Raw genomic sequence first — 18,679 nt, 5'->3', positions numbered from 1 at the left:
AAGCAACACCATGACTTTTCCGACTTCCCTGCTCGCATCCCGAACCAAGCGATTGCTCACCGTCTTAGCCGCCGGCACATTGGCATGTTCACTGGCCGCTTGCGGCAGCGCCACAGCCGCGCAATCCGCCACCGGCCAGACGCTCACCGTCGCATTGGACGGAACCGTAAAGTGCCTTGATCCATGGCAGTTCGATGAACCGGCAGTGCATAATGTGCTGCGGCAGGTTGTGGAAAGCCTCACCGCTTTGGATACGAAAACCGGCAAGCTGCTCCCCGCCTTGGCCGAAAGCTGGGAGTCCAATGCAGACGCGACGGAATTCACGTTCCATCTCAAAAAAGGCGTTCACTTCTCGGACGGCGAGGAGCTTACCGCCGAAGTGGTCAAGCAGAACTTCGACCAAGCCGCAACCTATCCGCAAGGCGTCAGATCCAGCAGCTACTTCGCCAACTACACAAGCACAACCGTGGTTGATCCGCAGACCGTCACCGTGGCCTTCAGCAAGCCGAACGGTTCGTTCCTGAACCACACGGCCAGCGATTTCCTCTCGATTCTCTCCCCGAACACCATAGCCCAGTCCGCCGAAGCGCGATGCGCCGCAGGAGTGGTGGGAACCGGTCCATACACATTAGGCAAATACACGCCGAATCAGGATGTGACCATCAACGCGAGGAAGGATTACGACACCAATCCTTCATATGCAGGGCATACGGGCGAGGCCTATATCAAGACCATCGTGTTCAAGCTGGTGCCCGAATCGAGTTCTCGCCTTGGTCTGCTGACTTCGGGACAGGCGCAGGTCGCGCAAAGCATCGATCCGCAGGATTTCCAGTCCGCCGAAGGCTCAGGGGCAACCATCGTGCCCGTCACCACGCCCGGCGTGCCGCTCCGTCTGCAGGTGAACGTCAAGGAGGCGCCGTTCACGGACCAATCCGTCCGTCAGGCCGTTTCATATTACCTGAACCGCGATGAGATCAACACCGTGGCTTTCGGAGGCAAGTCCGAACCCGCCATCAGCCTGTTGACCAAGAACGTTTCCGGATGGGCCGATCTTTCCGATGAGCTGAAATACGATCCCTCCAAGGCCGACAAGCTCCTCGAAGACGACGGCTGGAGCAAGAACAACGACGGCATTTGGGAAAAGGACGGCAAGCCCTTGTCGTTCCACATCACCAAAGCCAGCCCGTATACGCTTTCCCAGAAGCTGCTGGAGCTCGTGGTGCAGCAGCTCAACCAGAACGGCCTTCAGGTGGACTTCGCGGACTACACCGGTGATTATTCGGAAGTCACCGGCAAGCACAAGTACTCCGTCCTGTTCGCGAACACCACCGATATCGACGCCGACGTGCTCCGCGGCCAAGTGTCTCCCGTAGACGGCGGCAATCGCTCGAACCTGGAGGCCAACGACGATCTGGTCGCTCCGTTGTCCGAACAGAACGCCACCACCGACGACACCGCCAGAAACAAGATTCTGCAAAACGTACAGAAGGAGATCGTGGAACGCGGCCTGCAGATCCCGGTCGCCTATCTCGTGCAGTTCTATGGACTGAGCAAGGGAGTGCAGGGCGTTACCTACGATGCGGAATCCCGCCTGAACCTGTACGACGCGAAACTCGCGTAAGGGGCCTGGAACCTATGAGCACCTCCCATTCGTTCAACCATCTGCCGACAGAGGCGCATAACCAAGCGCATAGCCGCGAGACCGCGACGATCAAACGCGGCAGACCCTTCTACGGGGTTTCCGTAGGCGTCGCCATGCTGGACTCGACCATCCCGCGCCCTCTCGGGGACATCGGTAACGCGGCCACATTCCCTTTCCCGGTGCATTATGCCATCGTGCAAGGCATAGGTCCGTCCGATATGACCGCCCCGAAATCCGAGAAAGTCCGAGAGGGGTTTATCGACGCCGTCAACACGATGGCCGATCAGGGCATTGCAGTGGCTGGCACATCATGCGGACTGATGGCACGATACCAGTCGCAGATCGCCGATCGGACTGCCATTCCGGTAGCTACTTCAAGTCTGCTGCAAGTGGAATTGGCGCTCAGACTGCTCAGATCAGACCAGAAAGTGCTTGTGGTCACCATCGAACAACATGGAATCGATGAGGAACAGTTGCGGGAAAGCGGCGTCGCATCGCGTGATTTCGCGCGAGTGAGGGTCGCCGCTCTGACTGGGGCGACGTATCTGTATGGCGTGATTACGTCAGACACCGACGACTACGACGTCAGACGAGCCAGCGATGAAGTCCTGGCCGGCATCGATCAGGCACTGGCATCGGACGACAGCATCGCCGCCATCGTGCTGGAATGCACCAATCTCGCTCCGTTCTCCGAGGAAATTCGACATCACACCGGACTGCCGGTGTGGGATGCGGACACCTTAATCCAGTGGCTTCATTCCGCAGTCCAATGACGTTTTGATGTTCTGACGCTTTGACGTTCTGCGGCTAACGAACAGTTGCCATGCATACACAACTGCTAGAGAAAGACTTTTGACATGACCAAGCGATATCTCGTTGTAGGCAATGGAATATTGGGCGCGGCCACCGCCGCAAGACTCGCATCACGCGGTCAGCAGGTGACTCTGCTCGACGGCGGCTCTGCGGAAGAGACGGCGTCGGCGAGATCATTGGGGTGGATCAACGATGCTGCCGCCACCTCCCCTGCGTACCACACGTTGCGCACATTGGGACGATTGAGGCTGGCCCACGAACAGCTCCGCTCCTCGGCGTCCTGGTACCACCCTTCTGGACGACTTGATTGGGGCAGCTCGTCGGACCGCCAGTTGCTGCCGACGACAACCGTGTCTGTTTCACGTGAATCAATTGACGATGAAATCGCACGTTTGGCGTCTCAAGGGCAGGATATATATCCGATTTCCGCTCAAGAAGCCCAGTCGGTCGAACCTACGGTGGATTGGTCCCGAGTGCGGGGAACGGTGCTGTACGAGCCGGAAGACGCATGGGTCGATCTCCCATTGCTCATCCACGAACTCAATGGCGTCGTCAAGCAGCATGGCGGACGGATCGTCTCAGGCCTCGTCAATCGACTGCTCACCGATGACAATCATGCGGTATCAGGCGTGCAGACCGTTGACGGCCAGACCATTGACGCAGACAACATCATCGTTGCCGCAGGATCGGCGACCACGAAACTCCTTGCACCAATCGCCGATATCCCCGAGTCATCGAATATCGGCGTCACGATAACCACCGAACCGGTCGACAACCCGCCACGGACACTGTTGCGTATGCCTTTTGCCGGAGTGAGGCCAGACGCATCAGGACGACTGGTTATCGTGGCGAGCAGGTTGGAAGAACTCGTTGACGCACCGGGTCAAAACGTACCGGACGAGGCGGTGCGCGCACTGCTGGATGCGGTAGGCAACGCTCTGGAAGGTAAGCCCGTGCTGCACGCCGAAAGCGTAAAGGTCGGTATCCGCCCTATTCCCGCAGACGGCTATCCCGTAGTCGGCACCATTGCCGGCACGAACGTCTCCGTCGTCTTCACGCACAGCGGCGCCACGGTCGGTTTGCTGCTGGGACAGCTGTTGGGAGACGAGCTGGTGGACGGCAATGAGTTCCACGTGCTGGACGATTTTCGACCGCAGCGGTTTGCGTCGATCTGACACACCAGCTCCCCCTATCTGGCGCCCGAATTGAAGGCACTTTCGATATTCACATCGATATTCACATCGATATTCATAGCAATCATCGGTTCGATGCGTTCCCGCATCGGCCGGCGCAACAGCGAAGGACAAACCAATGACGGATTACGACACCCTCTTCCCCATTACCGCAGCGGATTCCGCCGACCAATACCTTGAGCTTGCGCAGGACGCAGAACGCTCGATATCCCAATATGCCCATGCCCATGCCGACGGCGTGTATTGGACGACGGATCCGCAAGCGCCGTTGGACCTATCCCGATACCATGGTTCCACCGGCATTGTGGAGTTTTACGCCAATCTGTATCAGGCGACAGGAAGCTCCACATACGGCGAGATTTTCGCCAAAGCCGCCCGGTTCGCGGCACTTCACTGGCGGGATATTCTCCTGCCGGACAATATTGCGGCATTGCAGCGGCAGGAATCCCTACCGGAACTCGGCAAAAGCGTCGACTTCGGCGTAGGAGGTGTCGCCGAATCACTCAGACGAGCATGGTATACCGCATCTCAAGATCCCAGCGCAGATCCCAGCGCAGATCCCAGCGCCCAGGACCTGAAGAACACCATCGAAACGGCTCTGGCACAGATCGCGCAATGGTATCTGCTCATTGCGGAATCAGGCGAATATGGAGTGCATTGGGCGAATACCAGCGCCCAACTGTTCGATGGCGGCATCATCGAAATTCTGATTGACATCAACGCCATTCTCCAATCCGATGAGATAACCACAGTGATTGCTGCCGCCGGGCGTGAATTCCTTTCGCACGGAGTGCGCCAGCCGGACGGATCCTTGGATTTTGACGCATTCGCGCAGATCGCCGAACGCAATTACTGGCGCGACAAGTATTACGAATCGTTGACAGGCAATGCCCATACGGGCGGTTTCGTCGAGCCCGCCACCATTGCCAACTACCAGCGGCTCATCGGTTCTCACCGTCCGAATTTTTCGTATGGGCCCGCGGGAGCAGGTTTTACACTGCTGCGTCTGTACCACGAGACCGGCGATCATGCTTATCTGGACGGCGCCAAGCAGGCTTCCTTGTTCCTGACCAATCATGCCGTGCCCCAAACCAAGGGTTTTCTTTCTCCGCACGATCTCAATACAGGTCGCAACCTGTTCTATGCGGGAGAATGCAACGGCATTGCCGGCACTGCAAAGTTGTTCTTGTCGCTCTATGCATTGACTAACGACGAATCGTACCTGGATACGGTCAAGGGATATGTCGAAGGACTCGAATCCATCGGCGTCCCCGAACATCAGTCTCCGGGATTGTGGAATAACGTCTGCCAGTGCTGCGGACATGCAGGACTTGTTCATTTCTTCCTGAGCCTGAACGAAGTTCATCCAGACGAACATTGGCTGGAACTCGCCAATCGCACCGCATCCGTCTTGCTCGGCACCGCAAAGGTGACCCGGTCCGCTTCTGGGGATCAAGCGATATGGCCTATAGCCTGGTCCAGGCTGAACCCCACTCGTATAGGGCATCCAATCGGATTGCGCGATGGTGCCGCAGGCGTGGCTTCCTCACTGCTTGAACTGTATCTTGCAGACAAGGGTGAGCGTCTTCCCCGCGCGTATGACGACATTGGGTTTTGGGAATAAGGTCGTTGACGTCTCATGATGAATACTGAGCCTGCCCGTTACGGTTCCTTGAGCCGATCTCACCGGTAAACGGAAGTCACATGTCGAGCAACACGTCGAACACGGTCAACGACAATGTCGGCTTGTCCAGAAGATTCGACGCCAGAACGGCGTCGTCTGTTCTCGGCACGGCAGCCGGCATAGGATCCTATGTTATTTGGGGCTTCCTGCCGGTTCTTTTCAGCGGCCTGAACGCGGCCGGCTACGAAAAGGTGATCGTCCAAAGAATACTGTGGACAACCGTTCTGTCCATAGTGTTTCTGGTGTGTACGGGCAGGATCCCCAATCTTGTCAGGCTTGTCACCGACAGAACGCAGCTTGCCGCGACCATCGTCTGCGCATTACTGCTTGGGGCGAATTGGCTGACCCACATATATGCAATATTGTCCAATCAGGTCACCGATGCCGGCATCGGCTATCTGGTCAATCCGTTATTGACAGTCGTTTTCGGTGTGGTGGTGCTTAAGGAGTCATTGACCCGAACGCAATGGGTGGGATGCATGGTGGCCTTTGCCTCCGTGTTGCTCTCGGGATACGCCAATGGACACATTCCGATAGCGGCGGCCCTGTTGCCGATCACCTGGTCTCTCTATGGTCTTGTTCATAAGCTGGTTCCCAGCATCGTCGATTCGCTCACATCGTTCTCGGCTGAAATGCTGGTGCTGGGCGTGGCAACATCGGTATATGTGCTTGCCGGCGGGAGAACCATGCCCGTCATCTCGGGAATATCCGCTGGTCAGTGGGCGCTATTCGTGTTATCCGGCCTACTGACTTTCGCGCCCTTGGTACTGTATAACTTCGCTCTTTGCCGCACCATGCTGACCAGTCTTGGCATCACCCAGTATCTTTCCGCAATTATCCAAATATGCTTGGGCGTACTGTATTTCAAGGAACCGCTTTCGACCGGCAGCGCGGCAAATCTCATCCTGTTGGTTTGTGCGCTCGTCATATTCGCATTCGGCGGCGCAAAACGCGAAATCGGCGGCGACGGCAAGCTGTCGCGCCGTGGGACGAAACCGCAAATGCAGTGAAAATACGGTTTCGTCCCACTCCCCCGTCGAGGCCCGCGACACCCAGCAACGCAAAACAGCCAATGTTCGCGGTACCACTCTGTATAAATCCCTGTTTTGCGGTTGTGTCCCACTTCCCCGCGGTACAAAACCGCAAAACAGCCCACATTACAATTCCGTCCCACATCCCGGCACATGAACCGAGCCGACTGACTCACGCAGCCGCAAGGTACGCCCGCAAAGGGGCTGAGCCGTCAAACGGATAGTCCAGCGGACTATCCGTAGGCGAAGTGAGCGGCTCTGCCGCGAAGGTCGCGCGCAGCGCGACACGGTACGTCGACCGAGGGGCAACGCAGAAAACGCGCCGTCAATCAGCGAGCGGAGCGAGCTGGATGATGCGTGTGTCCTCAAGGCGCGCCCGCAAAGGCGTACGAAGGTACGTCGCAGCGGGCAGCAACGACGAGGACACTCCATCATCCAGCGAGCGTGAATTGGGAGTTGTAGAGGTCGGCGTAAAACCCTCCCGCCGCCAGCAGCTCGTCATGGGTGCCGCGCTCAATCACATCGCCGTGGTTCATGACGAGGATCATGTCGGCGTCGCGGATGGTGGAGAGGCGGTGTGCGATCACGAAGGAGGTACGCCCCACGGTCAGTGCGTCCATGGCTTTCTGAATGAGCTCCTCGGTACGGGTATCGACGGAGGAGGTGGCCTCGTCGAGGATCAGAATAGGAGCGTCCTGCACCATCGCGCGGGCGATGGTGAGTAACTGCTTCTGTCCTGCGGACAGTGTGGATTTGTCGTCCAACACGGTGTCATATCCGTCCGGCAACGACTGGATGTAATGGTCGAGCCCCACCGCCCGGCAGGCGGCGACGATTTGTTCGTCGGTCACACCAGGCTTGGCATACGCGATGTTTTCACGCACGGTTCCGCGGAACACCCATGTGTCTTGCAGCACCATCGAGAACTGGTCGTGCACATTCCATCGAGGTACGCTCGCAGTATTCACTCCGTCGATGGAAATCGAACCGCCGGAAATCTCGTAGAACCGCATCAGGAGGTTCACCATCGTGGTTTTGCCGGCACCGGTCGGGCCCACAATGGCCACTTTCTGCCCGGCCGCAACAGAGGCGGAAAAATCGTGGATAATTGGCTTGTCCGGCTCATAACCGAACTGCACATGATTGAATTCCACGTCGCCACGCACGGGCTGCACACGCCCTTGGGCGTCATAACCGAGCAGCTGCGCGCGCCGGGCAACCGGCATCGACGCACCATGACCGCCGCGTCCGTCAACCGCCGGATCGACTCCAAGCTCAGCCTTGGTCGGCTCTTCCGCCATTTCCGGCTCCTCCAGGAAGCCGAACACGCGCTCGGCGGCGGCCGCGCAACGTTGCAGGTTCTGGAAGGCCTGCGCGAACTGGGAAAGCGGCTGAGTGAACAGGCGAATGTACATCATGAACGCCACGATCACGCCGAACTCGATCTGCCCGTCCATGGCGAGCGCCGCGCCCACCACGCATACCACCACGTAGCCGAAGTTGCCGACGAAGTTCATCAGCGGCATCATCAGGCCAGACAGGAACTGCGATTTCCATCCGGACTCATACAGTTCCGCGTTGTACTGCTCAAAGCGACGAATCGATTCGACCTCGCCGTTATACGCCTTCACGATCAAATGCCCGGCGTACATCTCTTCCACGTGACCGTTCACGTCGCCCAAGGCGGCCTGCTGCTGCGCAAAGTACTTCTGCGAGGCCTTCATAATCGCCATCATCAGCACCAAACCGATCAGGCTTGCGCCGATGGCGCACAATGTCATGATCACGTTGTTGTAGAACATCATGACCAGCGCGCCCACGAACAGGGTGACCGAGGTGATCAAAGAGCCTAGGCTTTGCCCCAGCGTTTGGCCGATGGCGTCCACGTCATTGGTGATGCGCGACAGCACGTCGCCGTAGCTGACCTTGTCGAAGTATTTGAGCGGAAGTTTGTTGATTTTGACCGAAATCGATTCGCGCAGCCGTTGGGCCGTACGCTGGGTGACGTTAGCCATCATCCAGCTCTGCACGTAGCTGAGTACCGCGTACCCTACATACAGGGCGACCAGCAGCCAGGCGATGCGGCCGACTGCCGCGAAATCGACCGAGTTCATCACCGGGCGTCCGTTGACGACGGCCGGCAGCCCCTTGACGATTTCGTTGGTCATGTCCTTGAGCTTGTCCGGGCCGATGATCTGGAAGATCGTGCCGGCCGCACCTAAAATCAGCGCGATGATGATGACGGGAATGTAATTGCGGCAGTATTCCATGAGCTTGCCCATGACTTTGCCGAAATCAGCGGGTTTTTCGACCGTGCGTCCTGCGCCCGGCCCGTGCCCCATAGGTCCTCTTGGCATTGGTAAGTCCTTTCGTTGACGCTTGTGGTCCGCTTGTGGTCAGGCCATCAGCTCGGCTTTGCTGAGCTGGGATTCGGCGATCTGCTGGTAGACCTCGCAGGTGTCCAACAGTTCGCGGTGGGTGCCTTGACCTACCACGCGACCGTCGTCGAGCACGATGATGAGGTCGGCGTCCATGATGGTGCCGATGCGTTGGGCCACGATGAGTTTGGTGGAATCCTTGGCCTCGCGAGCGAGCGCCTCGCGCACTTCACGGTCGGTTTTGAAGTCCAAGGCGGAGAACGAATCGTCGAAGATCAGGATTTCGGGATGGCGATAGACGGCGCGGGCGATGGACAGTCGCTGCTTTTGGCCGCCAGACACATTCGAGCCGCCTTGTGCGATCGCCGCGTTGAACCCGCCGTCCATACGGTTCACGAATTCGCTGGCCTGGGCCACATCCGACGCCGTCTTGACGCGATTCATCTGTTCCGCCGGCATCGCGGCGCTCCCTGTGGCCCGGTCTGCGGCGATTAATTCAGCTTCGTGCTTGCGGCCGGCGGCTGTTGAGGTATCGGCGATCTCGACATCGACGGTTTCGCCCGGCTTGTCGCCGTAGCTCACGTTGGATGCGACCGTACCTTTGAACAGCACGGAGGTCTGCGGCACGTAACCGATTTTGTCACGCAGGGTTTTCAGGTTGTAGTCGCGTACGTCCACACCGTCGACCAGCACCTGGCCTTGGGTGGCGTCGTAGAAACGTGGCACGAGATTGATGAGTGATGTTTTGCCGGAGCCGGTCGAGCCGATGAACGCCACCGTCTGCCCTGGCTTGGCGCTGAAGGTGATGCCTTCCAGCATTGCCTCACGGGAATCCGGGTAGGTGAAGCTGACGTTGCGGAATTCGACGGTGCCCCGCTGTCCGGTTTTGGCCACGTCGGCTTCGGTTTTGGAGCCGTTTTCGATGATCGGCTTGGTGTCGAGCACTTCGAGCACGCGTTGCGCGGATACGTCGGCGCGCGGCCAGAGCACGAACACCATGCTCATCAGCAGGAAGCTCATGATGACCTGCACGGAATAGTTGGAGAACACCACCATGTTGGAGAACACAGTGAGCTTGTCCGTAAGCTCGGCCGCGTCGATCAGGTAGGCGCCGATCCAGTAGACGGCGAGCATCAGGCCGTTCATGATGGTGTTCATCAGCGGCATCATGAACGCCATGGTCCGGTTGGTGAACAGCTGGGTTTCAGTGAGCTCTTTGTTGGCCTTGGTGAACTTGGATTCCTGATAATCCTCGGCATTGTAGGCGCGCACGACCTTGAGGCCGGTGAGATTCTCTCGGGCCACGAGGTTGATGTTATCGGTGAGTTGCTGCATGGCTTTGAACTTGGGCATGACCATGGCCATCATCACTGCGATGGCGGCCAGCAGAATCACGACGGCGATGCCGGTGGCCAGCGTCCACTCGAAGCCTTCACCCGCGATTTTCATCACGGCCCAGACGGCCATGATCGGTGATTTGACGATGAGCTGCAGACCGACGGTGATGAACATCTGAATCTGCGTGATGTCGTTGGTGGAGCGGGTGATCAGGCTCGCAGTGGAGAAGCGATTCATTTCGGCCGGGCCGAACGATTCGACCTGACGGAATTCCAGCGAGCGCAGACGTTGGGTGAACGATGAGCCCACGCGCGCGGCAATATAACCGGTGATCACAGCACAGGCTACGGAGCCCAGTGAGATGAGCAGCATTTTGCCGCCGGCGATCCAAATGTCGGCCATTGCGCTGCCCGGCGTCTCGACCAGCGTGGTGATGTCGGACATGTAGTCCGGCAGCTTCAGGTCGAAGTAGACCTGCCCCACGATGGTTACCAGTGCGAGCAGCATCTGGCCTATCTCTGCTTTGGAGAGATATTTCATGATGCGAAGCATTGTTTCCCCTTGTGTTGCTGATGTTGATGCCGATGCTGATGCGGTCGACGTGATTAACGACTGAACCAGGCAACCAACATACTTAAATTATTTCTAGTATTTATTACTTACACTGTAAGATATTATGTGCGACTCAACGACATACGAAAATTCACTATGAGCAGAATCTGGATATGTCGAGCCGACAAACGGCAGTGTGCGCCCGGGGTTTACGTGACGCGTTATTGCGCCATAAATACAAATCCTCAGATTCGTCAGCGCTATCCTTCTCGAACGCCTTACGCACTTCCTCCTGCGTGGGCCGAGGCTCCCCCGGCTTGCACAGCGACATATAGATGGAGAATTCGCGGGCGAGCTCGACAAATTCACGAGTGCGACGCTCCCCCATCTGCGAGAAAATCCAGCAGACGGCATCGCGCATTTCCTGCATATCCTTACGGCCGCGCTCCCGGCCGGCTTCAGTGAGTTCCACACGCACCGCGCGGCGGTCCTCCGGGTCCACAGACCGCACAATCTGGCCCTTTTTCTCCAATGCCGACAGCACAGCAGACACACGCCCCGTGGTGACGCGCATAGCGTCGGCAAGCTGGGATGGCGACATCGTGCCACGGTGCGCCAGTATGCGAATCACAAACGCCTCGCCGGCACCATGATTGAGATCACGCTGCATCTGCGACTTGTGGCACCACACATCGCGCCACAGCTCATTCACCGCTTCTTCCTCATACCCCACGGCGCACCTCCTTTGCCATATATGCCCCCGCCACACAGAAAGCAAACGCAGTCAACTTCGCACAGTGTCCACGACCGACACCGCCCTTACGTCGCATCACCCGTAAACCACAGCTCATAATATCTCACACTATAAACAATTTATCGCCACACATCCCGCAATCAAGCTCGCCCACGAACCGCACAACATCCGGCACCACCCCATCGGCGCCGCACCGAAACCGCGCTATCACGCCATCGCACCAGCGCACCAGCGCACCAGCGCACCACCCCACATCCATGCCGCCTCCATGCGGTATAGTAGGTTCCGTAAGCAACGAGAAGAGGCCTCGCTTGATGAAAGCGAAGCCGGAGTGCATGCGTTACTTACGACTGCACAGCAATGCGACGATGGTAGTTACACCGACGCATGTCGCCGCGGTCCACGTTTCTGGGACGCGAACCGCGAGGATCACCATAATCATCATTATGACAACCCACGTCCAATCGGGTTCGCATGAACCCTGTTTCTTCCGGTTGTTCATTTCTGCCTCCTATTCACGGCAAAACAGAAGGCCGGGCCGAGATTGGCCCGGCCCTTGTCATGCGACGGCAATGCTTTCCGAAACAATAGCCAACTTATGACATCATTAATGCTATCACAGTTTGCGGATTTCCTCAAACAGCTGTACACTGTAACCAGCTGCGGCAATCCTTTTCCGCTGAGAGTACTTTTTCGCCGGCATGTGAAGCTTCTGCTCTCAGGGGATTCCAAGGCTAGGTGTTCATTCACCTTCTAACGGCAAACAGACGGAAAACCGTCGCTCGCAAGAGCGGCGGTTTTTCGTTTCTACAATCAGTAGTATCATTGATATCATGTCGGAAATTGATGAAACCTACGAGCGTGCCCAAGCTACCTCTGACGACGCCACCAACGCCACCAACGCAGCGACCAGCAACGAGCCGGACGCATCAAGCGCGGAAAGCTCACCACACACACCCGTTGATATCAATCATTACGCCTACCGCGTGCGGTGGAACGAAGAAAGCAACACTTTTGTCGCCTCTTGCGCTGAGTTGCCAGAAGTAACGTTCACTTCGGATTCTCAATTGGAAGCATTTGTCGGTATCCGCTTGGCGGTCGCAGAGGAAGCAGAGCGTAGGCAATCCCAATCCGAAGAGGTACCCGAACCGTTGGCCGAACGCCATTATTCCGGTCGCATACTGGTTCGCGTACCACCGGAGCTGCATCGTCGTCTCACCATCGATGCCGCGGAGCAACAGATCAGCCTTAATCGACTGATTTCCAACAGACTAGCCGAACTGTAACCGTACAGCCCCGCGCACATAGCACACGCCCGCAAGAGCATAGAATTATTGCGCATTTCGGCACGAAACGCCGGAAAGTATGTGATGCAAGCCACAGAAATCACTCACTGACTATGCAGCACCATTGATGACAGCTACACTTGTCTACAAGACAGCGGTGATGCTGTCGCCAGACAAGGGGGATGGTCATGAGGGGCATGAGTCTTTGCAGCATTGCAGGCTGCACACATGAGGCAGAAGAAGCAGGTATGTGCAATATGCATTTCACGTCGGCATTGGTGCATGGCGCATTGCACTACACCACTGTCGGCCGGCCGTTGCACAGCTGAATTTCCGACTTTGGAATTGGTCCCCAACGGACCGTTTCGTGTTTGTTCGCGCCTCCTTCGCGAATTTGTACCACTGAGTCCATCTCAGCGGTACAAATTCGCGGGGAGGGACCTACGTTCGAAGAAGCCAAGATTCAATCTTTATGAACCATTGCGAATATGTACCACTGACGTCAACTCAGTGGTACATATTCGCAAAAAGAGAGCGCGAGGAAGAGCGAAACGGTACGGCTCACCGATCAACGGCTCCTAGATCCACCGGAAATCGCGCAACCTCACCGCGAGCCGGTCAATCCCACTGGGCAGCCGCCCAAATCGCCCGGGGATCAACCCTTCTTCAGCGCTACCGGCCCAACGCTTCCTTCAGATCGCGGCTGCGATAGTGCTCGCGCAGCGCGCAGTAGCCGCCGAACACCACCAGCCAAACCAGACCGGCGATGGCCGAGCCGCGCGTATCATCCGCCAAAAACAGCGTGCAGTACACGAATACGAAGAACGCGATGGCGATGGTATTGGTCACGCGCCAGGCCGGCATCACGAATCCGTCGGGAATGAAGTCGGCGGAACGACGGTACTTGCGGTGCGCGATCATCGTCAGCGTGTAGATGAAGATGATCACCGCGGACGACGCGGAGGCGAACAGCACAAACGCGCCGGAAACGCCCGGAATCGCATTGACCACCGGGGAAAGCAGAATCAGCGCCGCGGAGACGAGAATCGCGCGTGCCGGCACCTGACGTTTGGACACCACACCGATCTTCTGGAAGGTAGGCGATTCGGAGTCCGCGGCCAGCTGGTAGAGATGACGGCCGGCCGAGTACAGCAGTGAATTCAGGGCGGAGGACGCGGCGGTGATCACCACGAAGAACACCAGCGCCGCAGCCCAGTTCAGGCCGGCATACTGGAACACCATGATGAACGGGGAGGCAAAGGAGCCGTCCTTGTTCGGCTTGAACGTGGTCCACGGCACGATGGCCATAATGGCCAGCAAAGCGCCCACGTAGAAGATGAGCACGCGCACGATGATCTCGTTCACGGCTTTCGGCAGCACCTTCCTCGGGTTCTGCGTTTCGGAGACGGTGACGCCCACGAACTCGATCATTTCGTAGGCATAGAACACCATCTGGAAGCTCATCAGGAACGCCAGCCACCCGTTCGGCGCGATGGAGAAATTATTGGTGATGTTGTCGAGCCCCGCGTGGCCGGCCGGCGAGACGCCATCCTGACCGGTGATCTGCACGGCGTTGTAATGGTAGCCGATCACCACCATGACCACAGCGGTGGCGATCATCGCGCAGATCAGCGTGATCTTGATCATCGAGAACCAGAATTCCGCCTCGCCGAACGCTTTGACGGCAATCAGGTTAATAGTCACCAACGCGGCTAGGAAACACAGCTCGATCAGCCATTTCCAGTGCGAAAGATCCATGCCAAACGTGTCGAAGAACGTGATGAAATACGTGGACACGGCTGTGATCTCGCTCATGCCGATCAGCACCAGCACGATCCAGTACGACCATCCGGCGAAATGCCCCCACCCGTTGCCCAGATACCGGGTGATGAAGTTGATGAACGTGTGCTGGCTCGGATCGCGGTACATCAGTTCGCCGATCGCGCGCATCAGCAGGAACATGATGATGCCCACCGCGATGTACACGAACACGATGCTCGGACCGGTCAGGGAAATGGACTTGCCGGATCCCAGGAACAGACCGGTGCCGATGGTGCCGCCGATGGCAATGAACTGCACATGACGATTGTTCAGTCCGCGTGCCATTTCGTTGTCTTTGTCGAGATGCTCGACGGATGTCAAGGCGCTGTTCGCCTGACCGCTGTTATGACTCTCGCTCATCAACTCACCTGCTCTTTCCGTAACAGGTTCAAACTGTATCATCGGCACCTACGCTAACGACCGGCCGATTCAGTCATATAATGTGATGATACGGTGATTATTTCGCCAAAAAGTTCAATTTCGACAGAGGTAATTGAACTTTTCGTGGATAATAGTCAGTTTCGATATATGGCAATCGCCACACACCCGTTATTCCACGCTTTTCAGCGACGACACCGGGTCGATTCGATCAAGCACCGGATTGGTAAGCAACTGCACCAACAGCGCGAACGCCAGCGTTACGGCAGCGGCGATCGCATAGCTGTACCACCGCACGGTCACCGCGAAATACAGCCCCGGCATATTCAGCGCAGCCGTCAGCAGTCCGCCAATCCAACGGCCGAGCGGCAGTCCCACGGCGATGCCCATCAACGTCAAGATCAACATCTCGCGGTTCACATACGTATGCACTTCACGATCGAAGAAACCCAACACCTTGAGCGTGGCCATCTCGCGTACACGCTCGGAGACGTTCGTATTGGCGAGCGTGAACAGCACCACCAATGCCAGCGCACCGGCGAGCGCGACGATCAGCGCCACCACCGCACCCATCAGATCGAAGCTGAACCGGCGACGCATATCCGCCGTACTCGTCACGCTCAACACGTCCTGTTCCTCGGCGAGCCGGTCCGCATAGGCGATCTGATCGTCATCCGAGCCGACGAATCGCGCGAATATCGCGTTCATTTCCACGCCATTGACTTCAGTCGCCGTATAGTCACGTGAGTTGGACGCACTGCCAGCACCGCTGCCATCACTATCGGATTCGTCGGTCGAACCGGAACCCTCAGCTCCCCCGCCGAATGCTTCCCGGTAATACTCGGACGTCATATACACATCCGCACCGATTACGGACCGGCTGACGGCGTACACGCGGACCGTTTCGCGCGCAGCGTCGCCGTTCTCCAGCGTCACCGTGTCGCCGGCCTCAATACCCAGCGCATTCGCCGCGCTTTGCGCAACGATGACGCCGGACGACTCCGCATCCGCACGACCCGCACGATCCAGCAGGTCCGTACGAATCGTCGTACCGTCCACCGACGAACGGAAGTCGGCGATGTTCGTCAACTGATCGGCGTACGGCACCGTGATCAGCTGCACGGTTTCGGATTCGCCAGCACCGCCGGAATCGGCAATCGTAGTGATTTCCCCGCTTTCCACGCGCGCAAGCGTCAAGGCACCGGCGGCCGGCGCGGTCGAGTCATTGATTGCGTTGTTCTCCAATAGCCGCGAGCGCACCGGGCTCAAGGCGTCGTGATCGGTCACGACCATCAGGTCGTACCGATACACGTCCTGATATTGCGTCACCGGCAGCGCATCCACCGTATCGTTGATGGCCAGTCCGCACACGATCAGCGCGGTGCAGCCGGCCACGCCACCGACCGTCATGAACAGGCGGCCCTTAAAGCGGAACAGGTTGCGCGCGGTGACCTTGTTGAGGAATTTCATGCGCCGCCACAGCGGCCCGATGCGTTCCAGCAGCACGCGCGAACCGGATTTCGGTGACTTGGGCCGCATCAGTTCGGCCGGCATATGCCGCACCTCGCCGCGGCATGCCACGATGGTCGCCACCGCGACGCCCACCACGAACAGCAGCACGCCGACCGAACCGTACGCCCAGTCGTAGAGCAATGTGACGCCCGGCACCACATACATGCCTTCCAACACGACGAGCAGAAACGCCGGAATGCCCAGGAAGCCGATGAGATCACCCAATCCGCCGCCGATCAGACAGGCGAGCAGCGCGAACAGCACGTATCGCGAGGCGATCAGCGCGTTGCCGTAACCGAGCCCCATGTATGTGCCGATCAGTCCGCGATCCTCTTCGACCATGCGGGTCATCGTGGTCAGGCTCATCAGCACGGCGACCAGCAGGAACACCACGGGAAACGCGCGACCGATCGATTCGATGGAGTTGAGATCGGATTCCAGCGACGAGAACGTGCCGGCCGTGGACCTGGTGTTCACATACCAACGGGCCTGTGGGATGCTGGATTCCACCGAGGCTGCCTGCTTGTCCAGTTCGGCTTGGGCCTCGGCGATCTGCCGGTCGGCTTTGGCGCGGGCGTCCGCGATGCGCTGGTTCGCCTCGTCGATAAGCTGCTGCCGGCGGGCCTGTTGCCGCTTGGCTTGGATTGTGGTTTCGATACGTTCGCGGACCGCGCGGACGACGTCGTCATACCGGTCGGTAAAGGTGTCGAGTGCGGAGGCACCCTCGACTTCCAGCGATATGGCAGTGTAGACGGTGCCGCTTACGCCATCGGACGGCAGGAAGAACGTGTAGTCGGTGGTGGCTGAGCTGCGGAACGCGCCCGCCGAGTATCCTTCCGGATTCTGCAGGTCGAGCGGGTCCAGCACGATGCCGGTGATGGTGAGATCGGTGGGGAAAGTCGGAGTCGAGTCGTCGCCCGACGACTCGTTGCCGGCGTCGCCCGACGCCGTCGCATCATCTGACTTGTCCTTTTCGGACGAAGCGGATGCCGCAACCTTGCCAAGCGCAACGTTCAGCCGATCGCCGATCATAAGTCCGCTGTCCCGCACGAATTTTTTGGTGACGGCCACTTCCCCGGACTTGACCGGCAGTCTGCCTTCCTGCAGATACGGCTGGTTCATGCCGTTCGTACCGATTTCGGTCAACGTCACCGACTCATTGCTGCCGTTCACGATGACGGTCGCGGCGGCGGAGCGTTCCGTTTGCACCCGTTCGACGCCATTGACGGCCTTGAGCGCGGCGACGTCGTCATCGGTGAGGCCAAGCGTGGAGACGATCTGGATGTCGTAAAGCCGTTGGCTGTCGAGAAACCGGTCGGCACCGCGGAACATATCACGGCAGCCGGCATAAATGCCGGTAAGCACCGCCACGCCCAGCATGGTGATGATAGCGATCGAGGCGAATCGCTTCCAGTTGCGCGCCCACATGCGCAACATGTCCTTGGCGAACGCGCCTGACATGCCGAAGCCGTGGCGATGTTTCACGGATTGTTTCACATGGTATTTCACCGTGCGATTTCGTTTCACGGGGTGTTTCACGATGTATTTCACCGCCTCACCACTCGATATCCGCAATCGGTGTGGGCTGAGCGTTGATTTCTTCGCCCACCACCCTGCCGGACCGGAATCGGATCACCTTGTGCGCCATTGGCGCGAGCGCGGAATTGTGCGTGATGATCAGGACGGTCATGCCCTGCGTCTGGCAGATATCCTGCAGCAACTGCAACACTTCCTTGCCGGTCTCGTAGTCGAGCGCGCCAGTCGGCTCATCGCACAGCAGCAGCTTCGGTTTCTTGGCGATGGCGCGGGCGATGGAGACGCGCTGCTGCTCGCCGCCGGAAAGTTGCGCAGGGAAATTATCGAGTCTTTCCCCCAGCCCGACCTTGCGCAACGTCTCAGCCGGATCGAAGTGATCCGGGCAGATCTGGCTGGCCAATTCCACGTTTTCCAGCGCGGTCAGATTCGGCACGAGATTGTAGAACTGGAATACGAAACCGATGTCGGTACGACGGTATGCGATGAGTTCGCGGCGGCTCAGCCCGGTGATATCGCGACCGCCGACCACCACGCGACCGGACGTGGCGGTATCCATGCCGCCCAGAATGTTCAGCGCCGTGGTCTTGCCTGCGCCCGATTGGCCTAGGATCACCGTCAACTCGCCCTGATCGGCGGTGAAGCTCGCCTCATCCAGCGCCCGAATCGCCGCGGAACCGGACGCATACTCCTTGACCACATGATCGAATTCGATATACGCCATCGCACACCCCTTGTACGTTTCGGACGTTTCGGACGTTTCG

Annotated in this window: 12 protein-coding genes; 6 read left to right on the top strand and 6 right to left on the bottom strand. The window is 58.2% G+C overall.

Annotated features, from left to right (window positions below):
- The first annotated feature begins 10 nt into the window (after window positions 1–10).
- The 5 genes from CUU80_RS08435 (at window position 11) to CUU80_RS08415 (ending at window position 6,342) form a co-directional block, all read left to right on the top strand.
- Entirely contained in the window at window positions 11–1,621 is a 1,611-nt protein-coding gene (locus CUU80_RS08435) for an ABC transporter substrate-binding protein (protein WP_100496876.1), read from the top strand.
- Window positions 1,622–1,635: 14 nt separating this feature from the next.
- The gene (locus tag CUU80_RS08430) at window positions 1,636–2,415 is read left to right on the top strand and encodes an aspartate/glutamate racemase family protein (protein ID WP_100496875.1); all 780 of its coding nucleotides are present in this window, start codon (window positions 1,636–1,638) and stop codon (window positions 2,413–2,415) included.
- An 84-nt stretch (window positions 2,416–2,499) separates the two neighbouring features.
- Entirely contained in the window at window positions 2,500–3,630 is a 1,131-nt protein-coding gene (locus tag CUU80_RS08425; protein WP_100496874.1) for an NAD(P)/FAD-dependent oxidoreductase, read from the top strand.
- A 136-nt stretch (window positions 3,631–3,766) separates the two neighbouring features.
- Window positions 3,767–5,272 carry a lanthionine synthetase LanC family protein gene (locus CUU80_RS08420; protein ID WP_100496873.1) on the top strand — a complete coding sequence of 502 codons (1,506 nt, stop codon included), beginning with the start codon at window positions 3,767–3,769 and terminating at the stop codon, window positions 5,270–5,272.
- A gap of 80 nt (window positions 5,273–5,352) precedes the next feature.
- On the top strand, window positions 5,353–6,342 hold the full coding sequence (locus tag CUU80_RS08415; protein ID WP_100496872.1) for an EamA family transporter: 990 nt from the start codon (window positions 5,353–5,355) through the stop codon (window positions 6,340–6,342).
- 452 nt (window positions 6,343–6,794) lie between these two features.
- Here CUU80_RS08415 and CUU80_RS08410 read toward each other — a convergent pair whose 3' ends face one another.
- From CUU80_RS08410 to CUU80_RS08400, 3 genes are all read right to left on the bottom strand, one after another.
- Window positions 6,795–8,720, bottom strand: a complete 1,926-nt coding sequence (locus CUU80_RS08410) for an ABC transporter ATP-binding protein (RefSeq protein WP_100496871.1) — start codon at window positions 8,718–8,720, stop codon at window positions 6,795–6,797.
- Window positions 8,721–8,759: 39 nt separating this feature from the next.
- Window positions 8,760–10,631, bottom strand: coding sequence for an ABC transporter ATP-binding protein (locus tag CUU80_RS08405; protein WP_100496870.1), 1,872 nt, complete (start codon window positions 10,629–10,631; stop codon window positions 8,760–8,762).
- Between the two features lie 154 nt (window positions 10,632–10,785).
- Window positions 10,786–11,364 carry a MarR family winged helix-turn-helix transcriptional regulator gene (locus CUU80_RS08400; protein ID WP_100496869.1) on the bottom strand — a complete coding sequence of 193 codons (579 nt, stop codon included), beginning with the start codon at window positions 11,362–11,364 and terminating at the stop codon, window positions 10,786–10,788.
- 854 nt (window positions 11,365–12,218) lie between these two features.
- On the opposite strand from CUU80_RS08400, the gene CUU80_RS08395 reads away from it, so the two are divergent.
- Window positions 12,219–12,671 (top strand): type II toxin-antitoxin system HicB family antitoxin, encoded by a 453-nt coding sequence (locus CUU80_RS08395; RefSeq protein ID WP_100496868.1) that lies wholly within the window; start codon window positions 12,219–12,221, stop codon window positions 12,669–12,671.
- A gap of 672 nt (window positions 12,672–13,343) precedes the next feature.
- On the opposite strand, the gene CUU80_RS08390 is transcribed toward CUU80_RS08395, so the two are convergent.
- The 3 genes from CUU80_RS08390 to CUU80_RS08380 all read right to left on the bottom strand — a co-directional run bounded on the left by CUU80_RS08390 (window position 13,344) and on the right by CUU80_RS08380 (window position 18,639).
- On the bottom strand, window positions 13,344–14,852 hold the full coding sequence (locus CUU80_RS08390; RefSeq protein WP_100496867.1) for an amino acid permease: 1,509 nt from the start codon (window positions 14,850–14,852) through the stop codon (window positions 13,344–13,346).
- A 189-nt stretch (window positions 14,853–15,041) separates the two neighbouring features.
- On the bottom strand, window positions 15,042–17,843 hold the full coding sequence (locus CUU80_RS08385; protein WP_100496906.1) for an FtsX-like permease family protein: 2,802 nt from the start codon (window positions 17,841–17,843) through the stop codon (window positions 15,042–15,044).
- Between the two features lie 94 nt (window positions 17,844–17,937).
- Window positions 17,938–18,639, bottom strand: coding sequence for an ABC transporter ATP-binding protein (locus CUU80_RS08380; RefSeq protein ID WP_100496866.1), 702 nt, complete (start codon window positions 18,637–18,639; stop codon window positions 17,938–17,940).
- Between the last annotated feature and the right edge of the window lie 40 nt (window positions 18,640–18,679).

The sequence above is a fragment of the Bifidobacterium scaligerum genome (assembly GCF_002802865.1).
Classification (GTDB): Bacteria; Actinomycetota; Actinomycetes; order Actinomycetales; family Bifidobacteriaceae; genus Bifidobacterium; species Bifidobacterium scaligerum.
The sequence above is the reverse complement of the archived record's forward strand: the minus strand, read 5'-3'. Positions and strand labels throughout refer to the sequence as shown.